The 22,008-nt window shown below is 71.0% G+C and carries 18 protein-coding genes and 2 pseudogenes; 4 read left to right on the forward strand and 16 right to left on the reverse strand.

Features of this window, described 5'->3' with window-relative positions; all coding sequences use genetic code 11:
* Positions 1–15: 15 nt before the first annotated feature.
* From NRF20_RS33950 to NRF20_RS33975, 6 genes are all read right to left on the reverse strand, one after another.
* Positions 16–1,041 (reverse strand): VOC family protein, encoded by a 1,026-nt coding sequence (locus tag NRF20_RS33950; RefSeq protein ID WP_398632269.1) that lies wholly within the window; start codon positions 1,039–1,041, stop codon positions 16–18.
* 106 nt (positions 1,042–1,147) lie between these two features.
* Entirely contained in the window at positions 1,148–2,041 is an 894-nt protein-coding gene (thpD, locus tag NRF20_RS33955) for an ectoine hydroxylase (protein ID WP_413753856.1), read from the reverse strand.
* 3 nt (positions 2,042–2,044) lie between these two features.
* The gene (locus tag NRF20_RS33960; protein WP_398632271.1) at positions 2,045–2,443 is read right to left on the reverse strand and encodes an ectoine synthase; all 399 of its coding nucleotides are present in this window, start codon (positions 2,441–2,443) and stop codon (positions 2,045–2,047) included.
* Between the two features lie 68 nt (positions 2,444–2,511).
* Positions 2,512–3,780: a diaminobutyrate--2-oxoglutarate transaminase gene (gene ectB / locus NRF20_RS33965; RefSeq protein ID WP_266362400.1), complete on the reverse strand. Its 1,269-nt coding sequence runs from the start codon at positions 3,778–3,780 to the stop codon at positions 2,512–2,514.
* 93 nt (positions 3,781–3,873) lie between these two features.
* Positions 3,874–4,404 (reverse strand): diaminobutyrate acetyltransferase, encoded by a 531-nt coding sequence (ectA, locus tag NRF20_RS33970; protein ID WP_398632272.1) that lies wholly within the window; start codon positions 4,402–4,404, stop codon positions 3,874–3,876.
* 328 nt (positions 4,405–4,732) lie between these two features.
* A complete protein-coding gene (locus NRF20_RS33975) occupies positions 4,733–5,839 on the reverse strand; it encodes a pyridoxal-phosphate-dependent aminotransferase family protein (RefSeq protein WP_413753857.1) in 1,107 nt (368 codons plus the stop codon).
* Positions 5,840–5,947: 108 nt separating this feature from the next.
* Here NRF20_RS33975 and NRF20_RS33980 point away from each other — a divergent pair.
* Together NRF20_RS33980 and NRF20_RS33985 are read left to right on the forward strand one after the other, a co-directional pair.
* A pseudogene (locus tag NRF20_RS33980) lies at positions 5,948–7,044 on the forward strand (amidohydrolase family protein).
* A 335-nt stretch (positions 7,045–7,379) separates the two neighbouring features.
* A complete protein-coding gene (locus NRF20_RS33985) occupies positions 7,380–8,408 on the forward strand; it encodes an SCO1860 family LAETG-anchored protein (RefSeq protein WP_413753858.1) in 1,029 nt (342 codons plus the stop codon).
* 140 nt (positions 8,409–8,548) lie between these two features.
* On the opposite strand, the pseudogene cobC reads toward NRF20_RS33985, so the two are convergent.
* From cobC to cobJ, 4 genes and pseudogenes are all read right to left on the reverse strand, one after another.
* Positions 8,549–9,688 (reverse strand): annotated as a pseudogene (cobC, locus tag NRF20_RS33990) (Rv2231c family pyridoxal phosphate-dependent protein CobC); the annotation flags it as partial.
* On the reverse strand, positions 9,621–10,529 hold the full coding sequence (locus NRF20_RS33995) for a sirohydrochlorin chelatase (protein ID WP_398632275.1): 909 nt from the start codon (positions 10,527–10,529) through the stop codon (positions 9,621–9,623). The gene NRF20_RS33995 and the pseudogene cobC, both read right to left, overlap by 68 nt.
* Positions 10,526–11,134 carry a precorrin-8X methylmutase gene (locus tag NRF20_RS34000; protein ID WP_398632276.1) on the reverse strand — a complete coding sequence of 203 codons (609 nt, stop codon included), beginning with the start codon at positions 11,132–11,134 and terminating at the stop codon, positions 10,526–10,528. Before NRF20_RS34000 ends, NRF20_RS33995 begins: the two co-directional genes overlap by 4 nt.
* Complete coding sequence (gene cobJ, locus NRF20_RS34005) at positions 11,131–12,855, reverse strand: precorrin-3B C(17)-methyltransferase (protein ID WP_398632277.1); 1,725 nt, start codon at positions 12,853–12,855, stop codon at positions 11,131–11,133. The genes NRF20_RS34000 and cobJ overlap by 4 nt, the downstream gene beginning before the upstream one ends.
* A gap of 144 nt (positions 12,856–12,999) precedes the next feature.
* On the opposite strand from cobJ, the gene NRF20_RS34010 reads away from it, so the two are divergent.
* Positions 13,000–14,226, forward strand: a complete 1,227-nt coding sequence (locus NRF20_RS34010) for an RNA-guided endonuclease InsQ/TnpB family protein (protein WP_413753859.1) — start codon at positions 13,000–13,002, stop codon at positions 14,224–14,226.
* Between the two features lie 13 nt (positions 14,227–14,239).
* On the opposite strand, the gene cbiE is transcribed toward NRF20_RS34010, so the two are convergent.
* Entirely contained in the window at positions 14,240–15,493 is a 1,254-nt protein-coding gene (cbiE, locus tag NRF20_RS34015; protein WP_398632279.1) for a precorrin-6y C5,15-methyltransferase (decarboxylating) subunit CbiE, read from the reverse strand.
* Positions 15,490–16,338 (reverse strand): precorrin-4 C(11)-methyltransferase, encoded by an 849-nt coding sequence (gene cobM, locus NRF20_RS34020; RefSeq protein WP_413753860.1) that lies wholly within the window; start codon positions 16,336–16,338, stop codon positions 15,490–15,492. The genes cbiE and cobM overlap by 4 nt, the downstream gene beginning before the upstream one ends.
* Before the next feature lie 115 nt (positions 16,339–16,453).
* Here cobM and NRF20_RS34025 point away from each other — a divergent pair, with 115 nt between their 5' ends.
* The gene (locus tag NRF20_RS34025; RefSeq protein WP_398632280.1) at positions 16,454–17,176 is read left to right on the forward strand and encodes a ZIP family metal transporter; all 723 of its coding nucleotides are present in this window, start codon (positions 16,454–16,456) and stop codon (positions 17,174–17,176) included.
* A gap of 23 nt (positions 17,177–17,199) precedes the next feature.
* Here the strand turns inward: NRF20_RS34025 and cobI are convergent, their stop codons facing one another.
* Genes cobI through NRF20_RS34045 form a run of 4 tightly spaced genes read right to left on the reverse strand, consistent with a single transcriptional unit; the run spans position 17,200 to position 21,932 of the window.
* Complete coding sequence (gene cobI, locus NRF20_RS34030; protein ID WP_398632281.1) at positions 17,200–17,946, reverse strand: precorrin-2 C(20)-methyltransferase; 747 nt, start codon at positions 17,944–17,946, stop codon at positions 17,200–17,202.
* Positions 17,943–19,361 carry a cobyrinate a,c-diamide synthase gene (locus tag NRF20_RS34035; protein ID WP_398632282.1) on the reverse strand — a complete coding sequence of 473 codons (1,419 nt, stop codon included), beginning with the start codon at positions 19,359–19,361 and terminating at the stop codon, positions 17,943–17,945. The genes cobI and NRF20_RS34035 overlap by 4 nt, the downstream gene beginning before the upstream one ends.
* Entirely contained in the window at positions 19,324–19,923 is a 600-nt protein-coding gene (gene cobO / locus NRF20_RS34040) for a cob(I)yrinic acid a,c-diamide adenosyltransferase (RefSeq protein WP_398632283.1), read from the reverse strand. The genes NRF20_RS34035 and cobO overlap by 38 nt, the downstream gene beginning before the upstream one ends.
* Positions 19,923–21,932 (reverse strand): putative cobaltochelatase, encoded by a 2,010-nt coding sequence (locus tag NRF20_RS34045; protein ID WP_413753861.1) that lies wholly within the window; start codon positions 21,930–21,932, stop codon positions 19,923–19,925. Before NRF20_RS34045 ends, cobO begins: the two co-directional genes overlap by 1 nt.
* Between the last annotated feature and the right edge of the window lie 76 nt (positions 21,933–22,008).

Genomic DNA, 22,008 nt, shown 5'->3' on the forward strand with positions numbered 1-22,008 from the left:
CTGCAGGCTCGGAGGTCAATCCCGGCCCGACTCCTCCAGCGGCGCACTGTGCCACTTCCACGAGGTGACCCGGGGATGACCGGGCAGTTCGCCGCGGCCGGTGGCCCAGAGCAGGACCGCCCATCGGTCGGTGTCCTTCGGGGCGTCCGGAAACAGCCGGGCCAGCACCCGGTCGCAGAGGCCGGCCGGCGGGGTCCAGGGGACGTCCAGGCTCGCGGCGAGGTCATGTACGTGCACCAGGGTCTCCACGATGCCCATGGCGGCGAAGCCCTCCGGGTCCGACACCCCGTAGGAGTGGTACGAGCGGACCTCGGGCGAGGCCGTCCGTACCATCGCTGCGAGCAGCGCGCCGCTCGCCTCCAGCGTCTGGAGCAGCCCGGCGGGCCCGGCCGACCGGTCCGCGAAGACCGCGTTCGCCGGACCGCCCTTGTGATCGGCGCTCCAGCGGTAGGGGACGTACGTGTCCAGCGGCGGCTGCTGCGGGCCCAGTTGGGCCGCGTAGGAGAAGAGATCGTCGCTCAGATGCTCCGTGGTCTCCCAACAGTCCCACTCCAACGACCCGGCCGGGACCAGCCAGTTGTCCGCCCGGGACTCCCGGAGCGCGGCGACCGCGAGACGGACCGCGGTGGTCACATCGTCCGCCGTGACCGGCAGCCGGGTCCCGGTCAGCGCGGCCCGTTCCGCCGCACTGCACTCGACACAGAACTCATTGCCCTCCGGATCGGCGAGCGTCGCCCAGCCCCGCCCGTTCGGCCTGCGGTGGTCGGCCACGAGGGTGGCACCCAGGCCGAGCAGCCGCTCCACCTCCTCGTCGCGGGTGCGGTCCTGCGGCTGAATGTCCAGGTGCAGACGGTTCTTGGTGCTCTTCGGCTCGGGCACCGAGATGAAGAGCAGCGCGGCACCGGGGGCCTCGACGAGCGCCTCGGGATCGCCGGGGGCGTCCTCGTCGCAGAGCGGGGCGCCGAGCACCCCGGACCAGAAACCGGCGAGCTTGTAGGCGTCGGCGCAGTCGATCGTGATGTGACGTACGAGTGAAGTCATGGGCCCCACTGTCGCCGCTCGTGGCCGTCGCGGTCCACCAACTTTGGAGAGGGGGGTGGTGCGACGAACGTCGCCCCACCCCCGTCCGGTTCAGCTCGCCGGCCCGTCACTTCACCGGTGTGAAGTCCCGCGCCCCGATGAACTCCGGACGCCGCGCCGGCGCCGCGAACGGCTCCTCGGCGGCGTTCTCCACGCTGTTGAAGACGATGAAGACATTGCTGCGCGGGTACGGGGTGATGTTGTCCCCCGAGCCGTGCATGCAGTTGCAGTCGAACCAGGTCGCCGAACCCGCCTTGCCCGTGAAGAGCTTGATTCCGTGCCGGTCGGCCAGCTTCGTCAGCGCCTCGTCGGACGGGGTACCGGCGTCCTGCATCTTCAGGGACTTCTTGTAGTTGTCCTTCGGCGTCTCGCCCGCACAGCCGAGGAACGACTTGTGCGAACCGGGCATGATCATCAGCCCGCCGTTGGTGTCGTGGTTCTCGGTCAGCGCGATCGACACGGACACCGCCCGCATGTTCGGCAGACCGTCCTCGGCGTGCCAGGTCTCGAAGTCCGAGTGCCAGTAGAACCCCGAAGCGCCGAAGCCCGGCTTGACGTTGATCCGGGACTGGTGGACGTACACGTCCGAACCGAGGATCTGACGGGCCCGGCCCACCACGCGCTCGTCGCCGACCAGCCGGGCGAAGACCTCGCTGATCCGGTGGACCTCGAAGACCGACCGTACCTTCTGCGACTTCGGCTCTATGATCGAGCGCTCGTCGGCCCGCACCGCCGGATCGGTGATCAGCCGGTCCAGTTCGGCGTGGTGGACGGCGACCTCGTCCGGTGTGATCAGCTGGTCCACGGTGAGGAAGCCGTCGCGCTCGAAGCCCTGCAGATCCTTCACGGCGACCGGCCCCGGGGCTCCGGGCGGGGACCAGATGACCGGGTCCTGACGGGGCGTGATCATCTCGGCTGCGCAGCGTGTGGGGTACAGATCGGCACGTACATCGGTGGTCATGGTTCAGCCCTCCTCGGTCAGCAGTGGGTAGACACCGTTCTGGTCGTGCTCCTCCCGTCCGGTGACCGGTGGGTTGAAGACGCAGACACAGCGGAAGTCGGTCTTCGGCCGCATGGTGTGGTGCTCATGGCCGTCCAGCAGGTACATCGTGCCGGGCGTGATCCAGTGCTTCTCGCCGGTCTCGTCATTGGTGAGCTCGGCCTCGCCCTCGACGCACAGGACGGCCTCGATGTGGTTCGCGTACCACATCGATGTCTCGGTACCCGCGTACATCGTGGTCTCGTGGAGCGAGAAGCCCACCTTCTCCTGCGCGAGCACGATGCGCTTGCTCTCCCAGGTTCCGGAAGCGGCCTTCACATGCCTGTCGGTGTTCTCGATGTCACTGAACGATCGGACGATCACGGTGGGTCGGTGCCTTTCTCTCTGCGGCGGTGTTCCTCGTCGGACCCGCGTCGGGGGCGGGCCCGGGATCAGGCGGTCTCGCGGACTGCGCGGGCCAGTGTCCGCAGGCCCTCGTCCAACTCCTCGGGGGTGACGGTCAGCGGCGGCAGCAGTTTCACGACCTCGCTCTGCGGACCGGAGGTCTCGACAAGGAGGCCCAGCTCGAAGGCGCGGGCGCAGACCGCGACGGCGCGCGACTTGTCGGTGAACTCCATGCCCCAGACCAGGCCGCGGCCCCGGAACTGTGCACCGAGCCGGGCGTGTTCATCACAGATCGCAAGAAGTGCCTGCTCGATCTGCTCGCCCCGGGCCAGGGTCTGCTTCTCCATCTGTCCGTCCGCCCAGTAGGCGTCGAGCGCGGCGGCGGCCGTGACGAACGCCGGGTTGTTGCCGCGGAAGGTGCCGTTGTGCTCGCCCGGCCCCCAGACGTCCAGCTCCGGTTTGAACAGGCAGAGCGACATGGGCAGTCCGTAGCCGCTGATGGACTTGGACAGGGTGACGATGTCGGGGGTGATGCCGGCCTCCTCGAACGAGAAGAACGCCCCCGTGCGTCCGCAGCCCATCTGGATGTCGTCGACGATCAGGAGCATGTCGCGGCGGTGGCACAGGTCGGAGAGTGCCCGCAGCCACTCGGGACGCGCCACATTGATGCCGCCCTCGCCCTGCACCGTCTCGACGATCACGGCGGCGGGCTGGTTGAGGCCGGAGCCCTGGTCCTCCAGGAGCCGCTCGAACCAGAGGAAGTCCGGTACCCGGCCGTCGAGGTAGTTGTCGAACGGCATCGGGGTGCCGTGCACCAGCGGGATACCGGCCCCGGCCCGCTTGAAGGCGTTGCCGGTGACGGCGAGCGAGCCCAGCGACATGCCGTGGAAGGCGTTGGTGAACGAGACGATCGACTCGCGCCCCTTCACCTTGCGGGCCAGCTTCAGCGCCGCCTCGACCGCGTTGGTGCCGGTAGGGCCGGGGAACATCACCTTGTACGGTAGATCACGCGGGCGCAGCACGTTGTTCCGGAAGGACTCCAGGAAGGCGCGTTTCGCGGTGGTGGCCATGTCGAGGCCGTGGGTGATGCCGTCGCGCTCGATGTAGTCGATCAGTGCGCGTTTCAGTACCGGGTTGTTGTGGCCGTAGTTGAGAGATCCGGCGCCGGCGAAGAAGTCGAGGTAGGTGTGGCCGTCCTCGTCGGTCAGACGGGCGCCCTGCGCATGGTCGAACACTGCGGGCCAACTGCGGCAGTAGCTTCGTACCTCCGACTCCAGGGTCTCGAAGACGCTCAGCGCGGGCGGGGTGATGGTCACAGGGGATCTCCTGCTTGAGGGGGGTGTGACGGGCGGCGGTGCTCAGGTGCGGAACGGGCCGAGGCGCTCGGACGTGGAACGGGCCGAGGGTGTTCAGGCGTGGAACGGGCCGATGCGGTACAGCACTTCCGGCAGATGCGTTCCCTCGGGGAACAGCTCGCCGTCGAAGAGCACTTCACGTTCCAGGCCCACGTCGTGGCGCAGCGCGTAGGAGGTGAACAGCCGGTCCGACGCGGTGTTGTCCGGGGTGACGGTCGTCTCGACCGAGGCCAGGCCCTGCGAGGCTGCGACCCGCGAGGTCAGCGCGTCCAGCAGTTTTCCCGCCAGTCCGGTCCCGCGGTGGCCGTGGTCGACGGCCACCTGCCAGACGACGAGTGTCTCGGGGCGGTCCGGCCGGAGGAATCCCGTCACGAAGGCGACGGGCCCGCCGGTCTCGTCGCGGGCGACCACGGAGGTGGCCGCGAAGTCACGGCACCACAGCAGGTAGCTGTACGAGGAGTTGAGGTCCAGGACCTCGGAGTCGCGGGCGATGCGCCAGATCGCGGCTCCGTCCTCCACTCGTGGGGTGTCGATGGTGAGGAATTCACTTCGGGCACTTGCAAAATCTGCTGGTGCGGCGGTCATGTGAATTGAATTTACCCAGCAAATTCTGAAATTGCATCGACGCAAGGGGTTGGGTGGAGTGATCCTTTCTGTTATCACGCGGGCGCGCGCACCGGCGCGATCCGGCCTCGTTTTCTTCCGCTTTGGGTGCTATTTATCCGGCATAACGGCCGCGATGTGGAGTCGGTCACAAGGTCGTAACTCTCGAGTGATGCAACGGAATTGCGTGGATCGGGCTTCTGGAAACTTAGGTGTTTAGGGTCCGGGAAAGCGGGCAGAAGAATGCGGGGAGCTGCTCTGAATAGAACAGCTCCCCGCATTTATGGAATATTGATGTTCCGGTGCGGATTTACTGGCTCGGCCAGGTTTCCGAAACGGCTTTGCGGGCAGTTTCGAAGTCGACCTGCCGGCCCGCATCGGCCAGCGCCGCCCCCAGAGCCGCGAGCGAGGACTGCACCGCGCCCCGCGTCGCATCCACACCGTAGTGATTGACCCGGATCATCTCCTTGGACAGTGCACCGCCGCCCGCGATCAGCGGCAGCGACGGGTCGGCCGCGAGTGCCCGCGCGACCAGCCCGGAGGCGTCGACGCCCGCCGGGGCGCGCAGCGTCGTGGCGACCGGCGCCGCGTCCTTTGCCTCGTGCACATACGGCGACAGGCCGCCGCCGAGCGTCACCGCACCCGCACGCGTCGCCGCGGCAGCCGAGGCATGCCGGGCCATCAGTGCATCCAGGCCCTCGGCCTCGATCCGCTCCACGCAGGCCTCCAGAGCCAGCATCTCCAGCTGGGCGGGAGCGTGCAGCAGCGCCCTGCGACCGCCGTCGATCCAGCGCTCCTTCCAGTCCAGGAGGGAGAGGTACGAGCGGCGCGGGGCCTGGGGGTTGGCGGCGATCCGCTCCCAGGCCCGCTCGCTCACCGACACCGCCGACACCCCGGCCGGGCCGCCCATCGCCTTCTGCGCGCCGATCACACAGAGATCGACGCCCCACACGTCGGGCAGCAGCGGCTCGGCGCCCACCGAGGCGACGGCGTCCAGCATGAACAGCGCCCCGTGCGAACGGACCACCTCACCGATCTCGGCGACCGGATTGGTGTTGCCGGTCGCCGCCTCGGCGTGGACCAGGGAGACGAAGTCGATCTCCGGGTGCTCGGTCAGCGCCCGTGCGACCTGATCGGCGGTGACCGCCGTGTGGAACGGAACCGCCAGATCGACGACATTGGCACCGCAGTCGCGCAGCCAGTTCCCGAAGGTCTGTCCGTACGGCCCCGTGACGACGTTCAGCGCGGTCGAGCCGGGCCGGGCGCCGCCCCGGATGCAGCCTTCGAGGGGGAGCAGTGCCTCGCCCTGCATGATGACGACGTCCTGCTCGGTGGCGAGGAGGCCGGCCACCCGCTTCTCGATGGCCGCGAAATGCGCGGCGGTGAGCGGGGCGAGGTCGAGGAAGGGGTGCGTCACGGTGGTGCTCTCTTCGGATCGGGTCGGTGCGCCGCGGTGCTGCGTACGGACAGTGCTTCCGTCGAAGCGTACCCAGGGCGGTGAGCGGTGCCTCGTACAGTGCTGCTCATGAGTGATCACAGGGCACCGCAGGTGCTGCACGTGAAGGGGCGGGTGCTCGTCGGACCGGAGGACGTCCGCGACGAGCTCTGGGTCGTCGACGGACGGATCTCGTACGGGAGGCCGGCCGGCGCGGACGAGGCGGTGACCGTCACCGGCTGGGCGCTGCCGGGGCTGGTCGACGCCCACTGTCACGTCGGGCTCGACCATCACGGCGCCGTCGACGCGGCGACCAGCGAGAAGCAGGCCATCGCCGACCGGGAGGCGGGCGCGCTGCTGCTGCGGGACGCGGGTTCGCCGTCCGACACCCGGTGGATCGACGACCGTGAGGACCTGCCGAAGATCATCAGGGCCGGCATATCGCCAGGCCCCGCAGATACACCCGGAACTACGCCTACGAGATCGAGCCGGACGATCTGGTCGCGTACGTCGCACAGGAGGCGCGCCGCGGCGACGGCTGGGTGAAGCTGGTCGGCGACTGGATCGACCGGGAAGCGGGTGACCTGACTGCCTGCTGGCCGCGCGAGGCGGCCGAGGCGGCCATCGCCGAGGCGCACCGGCTCGGCGCCCGGGTCACCGCGCACTGCTTCGCCGAGGACTCGCTGCGCGATCTCGTAGAGGCCGGCATCGACTGCATCGAGCACGCCACCGGGCTGACCGAGGACACCATTCCGCTCTTTGCCGAGCGCGGTGTCGCGATCGTCCCCACGCTGGTCAACATCGCCACGTTCCCCTCGCTCGCGGCGGGCGGCGATGCCAAATTCCCCCGCTGGTCGGCCCATATGCGGCGGCTGCACGAGCGGCGTTACGACACCGTGCGCGCCGCGTACGACGCCGGGATCCCGGTCTTCGTCGGCACCGACGCGGGCGGGGTGCTCGCCCACGGGCTGGTGGCGGACGAGGTCGCCGAGCTGGTGAAGGCGGGCATCCCGGCCCTGGACGCGCTGTCCGCGACGACCTGGGGTGCGCGTCAGTGGCTCGGGCGGCCGGTGCTGGAGGAGGGCGCACCGGCGGACCTGGTGGTGTACGACGAGGACCCGCGGGCGGACGTACGGGTGCTGGCGGCGCCGCGACGCGTCGTGCTGAACGGGCGGGTGATCGGCTGAGTGACGGCTCACGGAGCCGCCTCCCGACCGGGGTGTGCCATGTTGACAGGCAGTTACCGAACCCCTGCCGTGTCGTTGAAGCACCTTTGCGCGCACCCCGGCGCAGTCGGTCTCCGCGCCGTCCGCGCTCAGTGGATCGGGTGACTCCGAGGAACGAACGTACCGAGATAATCGAATACAGACGCGGAAACCCCCCTTTGGAGTGAACTCACGTCAGGTGTCTGCCAGTTCACCCTCCGTGCGTAAAGCTTTCGGGGTCGAGGTCACCGGTGCCCGCGATGTCCCCCATTGGACGGCGCCGGTGGCTCCATGTCTCTTGTGGGGGTTCCACCATCTTGAACAGCAATACCTTCCGCCTGGCCGCCCTGGCGGTCGCCGCCGCTCCCGTCGCCCTGCTGGTCGCCGTCCCGGCGCAGGCCGCGACCGCGACCACCACGACCACCGGCGACGGGAAGGCGAGCGCGGTCGTGCTCCGTACCGCACTCGACGTCTCGCTCCTGAACAAGACGATCGATGTGCCGCTCAAGGCCACGCTCAATGAAGTGCAGGCACCCGCCAGTGCCGACAAGACCGCGCTGAGCGTGCGGCTCGACGGGGTGGACCACGGACAGCCGTTCAGCGTGCTGAGCGCCGATGTGGCCACCGCCAGGGCGACCGTCGGCAAGCACAGGGCCGAGGGCTACAGCAATCTCGCGAAGGCCAGGGTCCATGTGCCCGGACTGCCGCTGCTCTCGCTGATCGAGGTCGAGAAGGTCACCTCCAAGGCGGTCTGCGAGGTGGGCAGGAAGCCGGTCGCCGAGTCGAACGTGCTGGGGCATGTGTCGGTCCTCGGCAAGCGGATCACCCTCACCGCGGGCGGTACCACACAGGTGAAGGTGCCGGGCGTCGGCGAGGTGACCCTCGACCTGTCGAAGACGCACACCACCTCGCGCACCGCAGCGGCGGTCGCGCTTCAGCTGAAGGTCTCGGTCAACCCGCTCAAGCTGAATGTCGCCGATGTACAGGGTGAGGTCACGCTCGCCGAGGCGACCTGCGAGACGCCGAAGTCGACCGGAGGCGGCGACAACGGCGGTTCCGGCAACGGCGGCTCCAGCGGCGGCGGTTCCAGCAACGGCGGTTCCGGCAACGGCGGGACGAGTGGCGGAGGCACCTCCGGCAGCGGTGGCAGCACGTCCGGGGGCACGGGTGGTGACGGCGGTGAGGTGAAGCCCCAGACCGGCACCGGCCACGCCCCGGCCGGCGACTCCAACCTCGCGGAGACGGGCGGCAGCTCCACGACCCCGTACATCGCGGGCGGCGCGGCCGTGCTGCTGGCGGTGGGCGCCGGGGCGATGGTCGTGGCCAGGCGCCGCGCCCAGGACTGACCTCTCAACCCGAGGCCCGAGGGGGGCAGTCGTAGGTCAGGAGGGGAGCGGGGAGCGGCGTTCGCGTGACGGAACGCCGCTCCCCGTGAGCGTGAGGAATGCCGCTCCCCGGCGGCGTGAGACGGAGCGCGGCCGTCCCGTCAGCGTGTGACCGCGGTCAGCGTCTGCAGTGCCTGGTCGAGTGCCTGCAGGAAGCGGTTGGTCGTCGCACGGTCGCGTACCGCCAGCCGCAGCCACTGCGGACCGAGCCCCGGAAACGTATCTCCACGCCGCGCCGCGAACCCCAGGGCCCGCAACCGCTCCCGTGCCTCGGTGGCCCCCTCCAGTCGCACCAGGACGAACGATCCCTCGGCCGGTTCCACCACCCGCACCTCGGTGAACTCCCTGAGGCCCGCGACCAGATGGGCCCGGTCCACCGCGATCCGCACCGCAGCGGCAGCCGCCTCGGCCAGGGCCCGCGGCTCCATGCACGCCTCGGCCGCCGCCAGCGCCGGGGACGACACCGGCCACAGCGGCTGCGCCTCCTCCAGCGCGCGGATCGTCTCCGGGGCGGCCAGTACGTAACCGATCCGCAGCCCCGCGAGCCCCCAGGTCTTGGTGAGGCTGCGCAGCACCACGAGCCCCGGGATGTCCGTACGCCCGCACAGCGCCTCGCGCTCGCCCGGCACCGCGTCCATGAATGCCTCGTCGACCACCAACGTCCTCCCGGGGCGCGCCAGTTTCTCCAGCACGGCTGCCGGATGCAGGACCGACGTGGGGTTCGTCGGATTGCCGACCACCACCAGGTCCGCGTCCTCGGGCACCGCCGCCGGGTCCAGCCGGAAACCGTCCCCGGCCGACAGCAGCACCCGCCGCACCTCGTGCCCGGCCGCACGCAGCGCCGACTCGGGCTCGGTGAACTGCGGATGGATCACGACCGGACGGCAGGCCGGCAGCGCCCGTGCGATCAGCACGAACGCCTCCGCCGCACCCGCCGTCAGCAGCACGCGCTCCACCGGCAGCCCGTGCCGGGCCGCGACCGCCGCCCGCGCCGGACGGCCGTCCGGATACGCGGCAAGCGTGCCCAGCGACGCGGCAATCCGCGCCTTCAGCCAGGCCGGAGGCGTATCGGCCCGTACGTTGACGGCGAGATCGGTCAGATCCCGGCCCCGTACTTCCGCGTCACCGTGGTGCCGCAGATCGTGCGTGCCCGCGCCTGTCGCGTCGGGTCTTTCAGTGGGAGTGTGCATGACCGCCGTGGGGGTGGTGGTGATGGCCGTCGTCGTCGGGGTGGAAGTGCGGCTGCTGCGGCAGCCCCACCTTGTCCTCGAAGCCCGGCAGCGAGATCCGGTACACGCATGAGTCGCAGTTCATCCGCAGATCGCCCTTGACGGCCTCCCGGTAGCGCTCCATGACCAGGTCGTACAATTCCTCGGCCGCACCGATGACTTCGGCCGAGCGGACATCGAACTCCGGGTGGGCGGCGGCCCACTCCTCGGTCTGATGACGCACCCGGTCCGGCAGGATGCCGGTGAAGAGGAAGTACGGCAGAACGACTATGCGCCCGGCACCCAGCTTCACGCAACGGTCGAGACCGGACGGTACGTCCGGCGCCGCGAGCGAGACGAACGCCGTCTCCACCCCCGCGTAACCACGGCCCTCCCAGAACAGCCGCGCCGCCTTGTACACCTCGGCGTTGGCGTCCGGGTCGGTCGAACCGCGCCCGACCAGCAGCACTGTCACCTCGGACCGGTCGGTGTTGCCCAGTACCGCGTCGACCCGGCGCTCCAGCACCTTCAGCAGCGCCGGGTGCGGGCCGAGCGGACGGCCGTAGGTGTAGGAGATGCCGGGGTGGCGCTCCTTCTCACGGGCCAGCGCCGCCGGAATGTCCCCCTTGGCGTGCCCGGCCGACACCAGCATCAGCGGCACGGCGGCGAAGCGCTTCACACCGCGCTCGACCAGCTCGGTCACGGCGTCGCCGAGCGGCGGCGGGGACAGCTCGATGAAGCCGCCCGCGACCGGCAGTCCGGGGTGGCGCTTGCCCAGCTCGGTCACGAAGTCACGGAACGCCGCGGCCCCGCCCTCGTCCCGGGTGCCGTGGCCGGCGACGAGCAGTGCGGGCTGGGTGGACGGGGTGGTCACAGGTTCTCCTCGGTGTTCGTGGGAGGTACGGGGTGGTACAGCAGGGCATTGAGGGCGGCGGCGGCGACGGCCGAGCCGCCCTTCTCCGACACATTGCTCACTGCGGGCAGACCGCTCTCGCGCAGCGCCGCCTTCGACTCGGTCGCGCCGACGAAACCGACCGGCAGCCCGATGACGAGCGCGGGCGCGGCATCGAGGAGGAGCAGCTCCTCCAGCGCGGTCGGCGCATTGCCGATCACCCAGATCGCGCCGGGTCCGACCTGCTCGTAGGCGAGCCGGATCGCATGTGCCGAACGGGTCAGCCCCAGGCCGGACCTGGCCTCCCTGAGACGGCACACGGTCTCGCGGCGGGTGATGCCCGCCGCGACCATCTCCACATCGGTGACGACCGGCGCACCGGCGTGCAGCGCCGCATGGGCGACGACGAGCGACGCCTCGTCGCAGACCAGGTCCGTCGCGTACTCCAGATCCGCCGCGGAGTGGATGACCCGCTCCACGACGGCCCGGGTCAGCGGTGCGAAGTGCGAGGTGTCCAGGCGGGCGCGCAGTCGCCGGTAAGACTCCTGCTCGATGGGGTGAACGGTTCTCTCCCAGGGCCGGTTCACTCTGCTCCCTCCTGTGCGGGGGCCATGGTGGCCGACTGCCAGCGGTAGCCGCGCGGTGTCACCATGCGGCCCGCGATCTCCCGGGTGGCCGTGTTGCCGACCGTCACGACCGTCATCATGTCCACCGTCGCCGGGTCCAGACCGGCGAGCGAGGTCACCCGGCTGCTCTCGTCAGGGCGCGAGGCATTGCGTACGACACCGACCGGTGTCGCCGGTTCCCGGTGCTCGGACAGGATCGACAGGGCCTTCGGGAGCTGCCAGTCGCGGCCACGGCTGCGCGGGTTGTAGAACGTCACGATGATGTCGGCCTCGGCCGCGGCCCGTACCCGGCGTTCGATGACCTCCCACGGAGTGTGCAGATCGGAGAGGCTGATCGACACATGGTCGTGGCCCAGCGGGGCGCCCAGGATCGCGGCAGCCGCCAGCGCGGCCGTCACACCCGGCACACCCACCACATCGATATCGGCGCCGGCCTCGGCGAGCGCGGGCGACGCCATCGCGTACACGCCCGCGTCACCGCTGCCGATCAGCGCCACCGCATGCCCCTTGCGCGCCTCGGCGACCGCCGTACGGGCCCGCTCCTCCTCGGCGCCGAGCCCCGACTCCAGAATGGTGGTGCCGGGCCGCAGCAGGTCCCTGATCTGGTCGACGTACTGATCGAGCCCGACCAGCACCGAGGCCCGCCGCAGCTCCTCGCGGGCCCGGGGGGTCAGCAGATCGCGCGCACCCGGGCCGAGACCGACGACGGCCAGGCGCCCGCGCGGGCTGCGGCGCACCACCGCACACGTGGCCATCGCGGCCCGCCCCACAGGGTTCGACTTCCGCTTCGGTACGAGCAGTTCGCCCCCCGCGGCGAGTGCGGCGGCCTCCGCGACGGAGGGGGTTCCTACGGCGGCGAGCGGCGCGCCGGACGGATTGGGCACCTCGATACGGGCCAACTCGTCGGCGGCGTACGTCCGCAGCGGGACGCCGAGCTGCGAGGCCGCGGCGACGATGCCCGGCTCGTCCGCCTTCGCGTCGACCGTCACCAACTCCGCGATGCTCAGCGGCGACAGCCCGGCCTCGCGCAGGGCGTCCACGAGCAGCCCGACGACCTCCTCGGGCGGCGCGCCCTTGGACGCGCCGACCCCGACAGCGAGTGACGCGGGCCGCAACACGGCGGTCTGTGGCCCGAGTTCCACGATCCGGTCGGTGACATGCAGCACCGCACCACCCCCGGCGCCGGGGGAAACATTCGACGGCAACGGTGGCAACGGCCACACCGCATCAGCCCGCAGCTCCACCCCCGCCCCGTCGAGCATCGCGCGCGACACCCCCGCCACATCGCCCTCCACGGGGAGGCCCAGCATGTCCAGCCCCGGCACCCCCGCCGCGTCCGTCGCCGTGGTCACGACCGGCGCCGCGCCCAGCACCTCACCGACCGCACCGGCCAGCGCGTTCGCCCCGCCGGCGTGCCCGCCGAGGAGCGCCACCGCATGGCGACCCGCCTCGTCGACACAGACGACACCCGGGTCCGAGGCCTTGTCCGACAGCAGCGGCGCGAGCAGCCGCACGACGGCGCCCGTCGCCAGGAAACACACCAGCTGCTCGCACTCGGCGAACGCCCGCTGCACGGCCTCGCGCACCGGTCCCTCGTAGACCACGGTGCGGCCGGGCCAGGCCGCGGCCAGCCGGTCGCGGGCGACGGTGCCCGCCGACGTGGCGGAGATCAGGCCGATCACAGGATTTCTCCCAAAATGCCCCGGGCTTCAGCCCGGGGAGGAATGGGTCCTTGGGGCGGAGCCGCGTAGCGGCGGAGTTCGTTGCACATCTGCTCTGACCTGTGCTTTCTTTCGTTGTCAGTGGGGGCGGCTAGGTTGGGGGTCATGACGACGGGAGCGCGGAGCGGGGAGAATGCCGGGCATGCCCGGTACACCTACCGGCTTCGTGTGTCGTCCACCGCAGGCGCCGCGCTGGAAGCGGAGTGGGCGCGGTGCCGGTGGATCTGGAACGAGAGCTGCGCCCGGTCGAAGAAGGCCCATGCCGAGGATGAGAAGTGCGGCCCGGCCAGGCTGGACAAGATGCTGACCGAGGCCCGGACCGCGATGTCCTGGCTGCGTGAGGGCAGCAGCGTTCCGCAGCAGCAGTTGATCCGCGACTTCGGCAAGTCCCGGGCCAAGGCGCTCAAGGACATCAAGGCCCGGTTGCCGATGCGACAGCGTGCCGGGATGCCGAAGTACAAGAAGAAGCACGAGACGGACCCCACGCTCAACTACACGCAGCGCGGCTTCCGGTTGAAGGACGGTCGCCTGCACCTGGCCGGGGGTATCAGCTTGACCGTGGTGTGGTCGCGCGATCTGCCCGAGCCGCCGTCGTCGGTGCGCGTGTACCGGGACCGCCTCGGGCATTGGTACGCCAGTTTCGTCGTCCCCACCGCCACCGAGGTGCTGCCCTCCACAGGTGCGGTGATCGGGATCGACTGGGGCGTGAAGGAGACGGCCACCACCACGTCCGATGACCATGACCTGCCCCACGCCGAGTACGGCAAGAAAGCCGCCGGCGGCCTCGCGCGCTACCAGCGGATGATGGCCCGACGCCGCGCGCCCCGGGGCAAGGCCCAGTCGAAGGGCTACCGCAAGGCGCAGCGGCAGGCCGCCAAGCTGCACAAGAAGGTGGCCCGGCAGCGGCAGGACACTGCCCGCAAGTGGGCCAAGGCCGTGGTCCGCGACCACGACGCGCTGGCGGTCGAGGACTTCAAGCCGAAGTTCCTCGCCAAGTCCACCATGGCCCGAAAGGCCGCCGACGCCGCGATCGGCGCGACCAAGACGGCCCTGATCGAAATGGGCCGCAAGCACGGTCGGCCCGTGCACCTTGTCCACCCCGCGCACACCACCATGGACTGCGCGCAGTGCGGAGCGAGAACCAAGCACGCACTACCTCTCTCAGAACGAACCTACTCGTGCACCGCGTGCGGAGCCGTATCCCCCAGGGACAAGAACTCCGCACGCGTGATGCTCGTCCGGGCTGGTCTCAACCCGGCTGGTGCTGATCGTGTAAGAGCTGACGGACCGCCGGTCCGCAGCCAACGTGAGCCAGGAATCCCCTCCTTTTAGGGAGGGGAGGATGTCAATGGGTTGCTCCTTCACTACGGACCGCGGGGCGGGTGCCCCACAGCAGAAAGACCGGGTTGGTCGCGGCGAGCCGCGTCACCTCACCGGGCAGCGGCGCCAGCCGGGAGGACTGCAGCAGCACTCCCTCGGGCACGAGCCCGGCACCGGCCAGCGCCGCACGCACCTGAGGCACCCGGTCCAGCGCCGCCAGCGCCACCACCACCGAGCGCCGCACCCGCCGGGCGCACGCCGTCACGATGGCGGGCAGTTCACGCCCGCCGCCCCCGATGAACACCGCGTCCGGGTCGTCCAGACCGTCGAGCACGGCGGGCGCGGAGCCGTGCACCGCACGCACATACACCGCGTGCGCGGCCGCGTTCGCCCTGATCCGCTCGACCCCGTCCGAGGTCTTCTCCACGGCGACGGCGGCCGCGCCGAGCCGCGCGCACTCCACCGCAACCGAACCCGAACCCGCACCGATGTCCCACACCAGGTCACCGGTGCGCGGTCCCAGCCGGGCCAGCGCCAGCGCGCGCACCTCGAACTTGGTGATCATCGAGTCGCGGTGCTCGAACTCCGTCTCGTCCAGCGCCCACCGGCCGGGCCCCGCGGGCGGCCCAGCGACGGTCCGTACCGGGGAGAGCACCCGGGACTCGTCCAGACACAGCACCACACTCACCGGATCCGGCCAGTCGCGGGCCACCGCCTCGGCAGGGGTCAGCCGCTCGATGCGCTCCCGCTCCGGATCGCCGAGCGCCGTCGCCACGACCAGGGTGCGCCCCTCGGCTCCGTGCACCAGCCCGGCCGCCAGCTCCGCGGGCCCGGCGCCGGGCCCGGTCAGGACGGCCACCTTCGGGTGCGCCAGACATGCGTTCACCGCGGTACGCGGGTCGCGGCCGTGCGCACTGACCACGACCGAGTCGTCCCAAGCCAGCCCGAGCCGGGCGAACGCGACCGCGACGGAAGGCGAACCCGGCCGCACATCGAGCGCGCTCGCCCCGAAACGATCGGCCAGCGCCCGTACGATCCCGAAGAATCCGGGGTCACCGGAGGCCAGCACGACCACCCGCGCCCCGCCCCCGTGCGCATGCTCCGCGATCCGGTCGAGCGCCGGCGCCAGCGGACCGAGCACGATGCGCTCGACCTGCTCCGCCGGCCGCGCGGCCTCCAGATGGCGCCGGGCGCCGACCACCAACGTGGCCACGGCCAGCGCGTCCTGGGCCTCGGGACCGAGCGGCTCGCCCGTCCCCGTACCGAAGACTCGGATCATGAGCCGGACCGCTGGGCGCGCAGTTCGGCCCGCGCCGCCTTGTCGGCCTTGCGGAAACCGTGGAAGTGCCCTGGGTGGTAGAGGTGCGAGCGTGTCCCCGAAGCCGAAAGCGCCGGGCCGACCAGGAAGAGGGTGTGCTTCCAGAGCTTGTGCTCCTTGACCGTCTCCTCCAGGGTCTCGATCGTGCAGTGCAGGATCAGCTCCTGAGGCCAGGTCGCCTGGTACGCGATCACGACCGGCGTCGATGTCGGATAGCCGCCCTCCAGCAACTCCTGGGTGAGCTGCCCGGTCCGGGCGGCCGACAGGAACAGCGCCATCGTCGTGCCGTGGCGCGCGAATTCCCGTACTTCCTCGCCCGGCGGCATCGGCGTCTTGCCGCCACCGAGACGGGTCAGGATCACGGACTGCGCGACCTCCGGAATCGTCAGCTCCCGCTGCGCGATCGCCGCGACGGCCGAGAACGACGACACCCCCGGCACGATCTCGACCGCGACCCCCAGCCCGGCACACCGGTCGACCTGCTCCTGCGTGCCGCCCCACAGCGCCGGGTCGCCGGAGTGGATACGGGCCACCTTCAGCCCCTCTGCGGCCGCGCGTCCGTACACGGCGACGACCTGCTCCAGTGACATCTGCGCCGAATCGAGGATCTCCGCGCCCTCCCGCGCATGCTCCAGAACTTCCGCCTGCACCAGGCTGGCCGCCCAGATGACGATGTCGGCATCCGCGATGGCCCGCGCCGCCCGGAAGGTCAGCAGATCGGCGGCGCCGGGGCCGGCACCGACGAACGTCACTTTGCCGTGGGTGGGCGCGGCGACCGTGCCGGCTGCGTCGACTGCTTCGGACATGGGACGGGGTCCTTTCGGGAAACGGGGAAAAACGGGAAAACGGGACAGAAAGGTGGGGTGGACGGCAGGGCGCGGTGAGATGCGCGCACCGGGGTCAATCGGCTAGCAAGAGCGCATGGCGGTGTTCGTGGCGCTCGGCGCGTTCCTGATGACCCTGGCCGGCGGCTGGGTCGCCCAACGCGTCACCGACCGCCGCCACCTGGTGCTCGGCTTCGCCGGCGGACTGATGCTCGGCGTGGTCGGCCTGGACCTGCTGCCGGAAGCGATCGACGCCGCGGGCAATCCGGTCTTCGGCGTCCCGGCGGCCCTGCTGCTGTTCGTCGGTGGCTTCCTCGTCGCCCACCTGGTGGAGCGTCTGCTCGCCGTACGCCAGGCGGCACACGGCGCGGGCGAGGAGAGGGTGCCGCAGGTCGGACTCACAGCAGCGGCGGCGATGGTCGGCCACAGCCTGATGGACGGTGTCGCGCTCGGCGCGGCCTTCCAGGTGGGCGCCGGCATGGGAACCGCCGTCGCCCTCGCCGTCATCACGCACGACTTCGCCGACGGCTTCAACACCTACACGATCACCAGCCTGTACGGGAACGCCCGCCGCAGGGCCGTGCTCATGCTGTTCGCGGACGCCGTGGCCCCGCTCGTGGGTGCGGCGACGACGCTGCTGTTCACCCTTCCGGAGGAACCGCTCGGCTGCTATCTCGGCTTCTTCGGCGGCGCACTGCTCTACCTGGCCGCCGCCGAGATCCTCCCCGAGGCACACCACGAACACCCGGCCCGCTCCACGCTGCTGTGCACGGTGGCCGGGGTGGGCCTCATCTGGCTCGTGGTGGGCATCGCGGACTGACCACCGCGCCGCACCCGGGCGCCTCACAATTTCCCGCCCCGCCCGCCGTCGCGCGGCGCGGGCGCGATCAGCGTCGACAGATACGGCAACGGGCCCTCGGCCAGCTCCGCCGCCGGCCGGATCGACTCCTCGGGCAGCCCGAGCGCCGAACCCCACACCGCGTCCTCGATACGCCCCGTCTCACGCAGTGCCGTGGCCACCTCCGCGGCCAGCCGCCCGAACTTGTACGCGACGACCGTCCCGGGACCTTTCAGAGCCTCCTTGAGCACCGCGGCCCCGGCGGTCACCGGTACCAGCGTCAACGGCTCCGTGCCCTCCGTCAGCACCGCACCGCTGCGGGCGGCCAGATCCTGCATGGCCGTGATCCCCGGAACGGTCTCCACGGCCGTACCCGGCAGCAGCTCACCCATCGTGTGCGCGAGATATGTGAACGTCGAGTACACATTGGGGTCGCCGATCGTCGCGAACGCCACCGAACCATGCGTACGCAGCAGCTCCGCGACCCGCTCACCCGCCGCGTCCCACGCCGCCTCCCGGCGAGCCCGGTCCGTCCGCTCATTCAGCGCGAACACCACACGTACGACCTTGTCGGCCGCCACGTAATGCAGGACGGTCGCCTCGGCCCGCCCCCGCTCACCGGTGTCCATCACCGGTACGACGACGACCGCGGCACCACGCAGCGCGTTCACACCCTTGACGGTCACCAGCTCCGGGTCACCGGGCCCGACACCGACGCCGACCAGCCTGCTCGTACCGTGACCGTGGTTCATCCCTTGCACCTCTCAACGAATCGGCGGGCCATACCGGGCGCAGAAGCCCAATGTGTATGCAGATAACTCGCGTGCACGCCCTGTTGTACGAACCCCTCCACACGGCGCTCCGGCTGATGCAGACCCCACGCCGGTTCGGCCCCGGCGCCCGGTTCCAGCACGGTCCGGTGGAACTCGTGCCCGCGCACCCGCGTCCCGGGCGCCGCCAGCACACTGTCGGAGACCGCCACGGCCTCCCGGTAACCGAGCGTCAGCCGCTCGGACATCCGCCCCTCGGCATCGAGGACTCCGCACATCGGCAGCCCGTCGAGCGAACGCGCCAGATAGAGCAGCCCCGCACACTCGGCAGCCACCGGAGCCCCGGATTCCACCAGCTCGACAACGGCCCTGCGCAGTGCCTCGTTGGCGGACAGCTCCGACGCGTACACCTCCGGAAATCCGCCACCGATGACCAGCCCCCGAGTGCCCTCGGGCAACGCCTCGTCCCGCAACGGGTCGAACGGCACGACTTCGGCCCCGGCGGCGGCAAGCAGCTCGGTGTGCTCGGCGTAGGAAAAGGTGAACGCCGCCCCGGCAGCGACAGCGACCACATTCGGCCCCTTCGGCGCACCCACGGGCAGGGGAACAGCCCCGCCGCAGGCGCCCACCGCATCCCACACCTCACCCGGCACCGCAGGTGCAGACCGTGCCAACGCCATCAGCGCCTCCAGATCGCACCCCGCCACCACCTGCCCCCGCATCGCCGCGACAGCGCCCACCGCGTCGCCCCGCCGCTCGGCCACCGGCACCAACCCCAGATGCCGCGACGGCACAGCCACCTGCTCGGCCCGCCGCAACACCCCCAGCACCGGAACCCCCGACTCGTCCAACGCCTCCCGCAACAGCACCTCGTGCCGCTGGGAGCCGACCTTGTTCAGAATCACGCCGCCGATCCGCACCTGCGGATCCCATGAGGCGAAGCCGTGCACCAGCGCGGCCACGGACCGCGACTGCGACGACGCGTCGACCACCAGCACCACAGGCGCCCGCAGCAGCTTCGCGACCTGAGCGGTCGACGCCAGCTCGCCCTGCCCCGACGCCCCGTCGTACAGCCCCATCACGCCCTCGACGACCGCCAGATCGCAGCCGCGCGCCCCATGCGCGAACAGTGGAGCGACCAGTTCAGGACCGCACATGTACGCGTCGAGATTGCGCCCCTGCCGCCCCGTGGCCAGCGTGTGATAGCCGGGATCGATGTAGTCGGGGCCGACCTTGTGCGCGGACACGGCAAGTCCCCGCCCCGCGAAGGCCGCCATCAGCCCCGTGGCCACGGTCGTCTTGCCGCTCCCCGACGAGGGAGCGGCAATCACCAGACGCGGAACGTTCACCGCGGGCCCCTCACCATTCGATGCCCCGCTGACCCTTCTGACCGGCATCCATCGGGTGCTTGACCTTCGACATGTCGGTCACCAGGTCGGCGGCCTCCACCAGCTTCTGGGGCGCGTTGCGCCCGGTGATGACCACATGCTGCGTACCGGGACGGCTCCGCAGCACCTCGATCACCTCATCGGTGTCGACCCAGCCCCAGTGCATCGGGTACGCGAACTCGTCGAGGACGTACAGCCGGTACGTCTCGGCGGCCAGGTCGCGCTTGACCTGCTCCCAGCCCTCGCGCGCCGCCTCCTCGTTGTTCAGCTGCTTGTCGCGCTGCACCCACGACCAGCCCTCGCCCATCTTGTGCCAGGCGACGCAGCCGCCCTCGCCACTGGCCCCGAGGACCTTCAGCGCGTTCTCCTCGCCGACCTTCCACTTCGCCGACTTGACGAACTGGAAGACCCCGATGGGCCACCCCTGATTCCAGGCGCGCAGCGCGAGCCCGAAGGCCGCCGTCGACTTTCCCTTCCCGATGCCGGTGTGCACCACCAGCAGCGGGCGGTTGCGGCGCTGACGGGTCGTGAGCCCGTCGTCCGGCACGGTGGTCGGCTGTCCCTGCGGCATTACGCGGCCCTCCTGCTGGTTCCCTGAACGTTCTTGACGAGCCCGGCGATCGAGTCGGCCCGCAGTTCGTCGAGCGTGACGGCGGTGCCCCCCAGATCGCGCGCGAGGCTTCCCGCGAGACCGAGCCGTACGGGCCCCGACTCGCAGTCCACGACGACGGACGCGGTGCCCTCGACCTCGTGCAACCGCGCCGCCCGCGACGCCAGCGCCACCGGCTCGGGCCCGCCGGTCGCCCGCCCGTCGGTCACCACGACCAGCAACGGCCGCCGCGACGGATCACGCAGCCGCTCCACCCGCAGCACGTCATGGGCCTTCAACAGCCCGGCCGCCACGGGGGTACGCCCACCTGTCGGCAGCATCTCCAGCCGTGCCGCCGCAGCGTCCACCGACGACGTCGGCGGCAGCACCACCTCGGCATCCTTGCCCCGGAAGGTGATCAGCCCGACCTTGTCCCGCCGCTGATACGCGTCCAGCAGCAGCGAAAGGACCGCACCCTTCACGGCACTCATACGCTGCCGGGCAGCCATCGATCCGGACGCGTCCACCACGAAGAGAACGAGGTTTCCCTCGCGTCCCTCCCGGGTCGCCTGCCGCAGATCGTCCCGCCGGACCACCAGTCCCCGCCCCGTCCGCCCCCGCGTCCGCTGATGCGGGGCAGCGGCCTGCACGGTCGCGGCCAGATGCAGTTTGGTCAGGGCGCCCTGCGGGCGCCGCGCACCGGTCGTACGCCCGTGCTCGGTACGCGCCCGGGACCGCCGCCCCGCCGCGCCCTCGCCCAGACCCGGCACGCTCAGCATCTTCGTACGGAACGGCTCACCGGCGCGTACGGGCTGCTGCTCGCCGCTCCCGGAAGACTGCTGTCCCTGCCCCTGCTCGGGAACGGACTGCGCGGGCGTGTCGCCCGCCTCGCTCTCGGGCTGCGGCGGCGTGTCGGGGCCGTCGCCCTGCGGGGGCCGGCCGCCGCCTCCGGGGCCGTCCGGGTCCGGATCGTCGTCCTCGCCGCTGTTCTGCTCCAGCGTGTCGTCGAGTTTGTCCTCGTCCAGGCCCGGCGCGTCGAAGGGATTGCGCCGACGCCGGTGGGGGAGTGCGAGCAGAGCGGCCTGCCGCACATCCTCGGCGAGCACATCCGTACGTCCCGCCCACGCCGCCAGGGCGGTGGCCGTCCGTGCCATCACGATGTCCGCGCGCATCCCGTCGACCTCGAAGGCCGCGCAGGTGGCCGCGATCTGCCGCAACGCCCCGTCCCCGAGCCGCACTCCGGGAAGCAGCGCACGCGCGGCAACGATCCGGGCCCGCAACGCGCCTTCCTCGGCGGCCCACTCGGCGGCGAAGCCCGCAGGATCGTCGTCGTACGCGAGACGCCGCCGCACGACCTCGACCCGCTGATCGGTCTCGCGGGACGCGGCGACCTCGACGGTCAGCCCGAACCGGTCGAGCAACTGCGGCCGCAGTTCTCCCTCTTCGGGGTTCATCGTCCCCACGAGCAGGAAGCGCGCGGCATGCCGTACGGAGACGCCTTCGCGCTCCACGTACGAAGCGCCCATGGCGGCCGCGTCCAGCAGCAGGTCCACGAGGTGGTCGTGGAGCAGGTTGACCTCGTCGACGTACAGAATCCCGCGATGCGCATCGGCGAGCAGCCCCGGCTCGAACGCCTTCACGCCCTCGGCGAGCGCCCGCTCGATGTCGAGCGCCCCGACGAGCCGGTCCTCGGACGCGCCGACGGGAAGCTCGACCGTTCGCGCATCCCGCGACACGCCGGTCCCGGCCTCATGCGGGCCATCGGGACACGCCGGATCGGGCAACGCCGGGTCGCACGAGAACCGGCACCCGGAGACCACGGGAACCTCCGGCATGAGCGCGGCGAGCGCACGCACGGCGGTGGACTTGGCGGTGCCCTTCTCGCCGCGCACCAGCACGCCGCCGACGGCGGGCGAGACGGCGTTCAGCAGCAGCCCGAGCCGGAGATCGTCCTGCCCGACAATGGCGGTGAAGGGGTACGGCGTACTCACGATGCCTCCTTGGGTGAACGGCGTGATGTCAGCCCCTCCGGCGTTCGAGGAGCGGGGGTCCGGGGACGGAGCCCCC

The organism is Streptomyces sp. R-74717, from assembly GCF_047305335.1.
Lineage (GTDB): Bacteria > Actinomycetota > Actinomycetes > Streptomycetales > Streptomycetaceae > Streptomyces > Streptomyces atratus.

What these genes read in the sequence shown, in the direction of transcription:
- NRF20_RS34035 (WP_398632282.1), bottom strand. Translation starts at nt 19,361, where the DNA reads ATGCCGGTCAGAAGGGTCAGCGGGGCATCGAATGGTGAGGGGCCCGCG.
- cobM (WP_413753860.1), bottom strand. Translation starts at nt 16,338, where the DNA reads ATGTCCGAAGCAGTCGACGCAGCCGGCACGGTCGCCGCGCCCACCCAC.
- NRF20_RS34010 (WP_413753859.1), top strand. Translation starts at nt 13,000, where the DNA reads ATGACGACGGGAGCGCGGAGCGGGGAGAATGCCGGGCATGCCCGGTAC.
- ectA (WP_398632272.1), bottom strand. Translation starts at nt 4,404, where the DNA reads ATGACCGCCGCACCAGCAGATTTTGCAAGTGCCCGAAGTGAATTCCTC.
- NRF20_RS34025 (WP_398632280.1), top strand. Translation starts at nt 16,454, where the DNA reads ATGGCGGTGTTCGTGGCGCTCGGCGCGTTCCTGATGACCCTGGCCGGC.
- NRF20_RS33950 (WP_398632269.1), bottom strand. Translation starts at nt 1,041, where the DNA reads ATGACTTCACTCGTACGTCACATCACGATCGACTGCGCCGACGCCTAC.
- cbiE (WP_398632279.1), bottom strand. Translation starts at nt 15,493, where the DNA reads ATGATCCGAGTCTTCGGTACGGGGACGGGCGAGCCGCTCGGTCCCGAG.
- cobI (WP_398632281.1), bottom strand. Translation starts at nt 17,946, where the DNA reads ATGAACCACGGTCACGGTACGAGCAGGCTGGTCGGCGTCGGTGTCGGG.
- thpD (WP_413753856.1), bottom strand. Translation starts at nt 2,041, where the DNA reads ATGACCACCGATGTACGTGCCGATCTGTACCCCACACGCTGCGCAGCC.
- cobO (WP_398632283.1), bottom strand. Translation starts at nt 19,923, where the DNA reads ATGCCGCAGGGACAGCCGACCACCGTGCCGGACGACGGGCTCACGACC.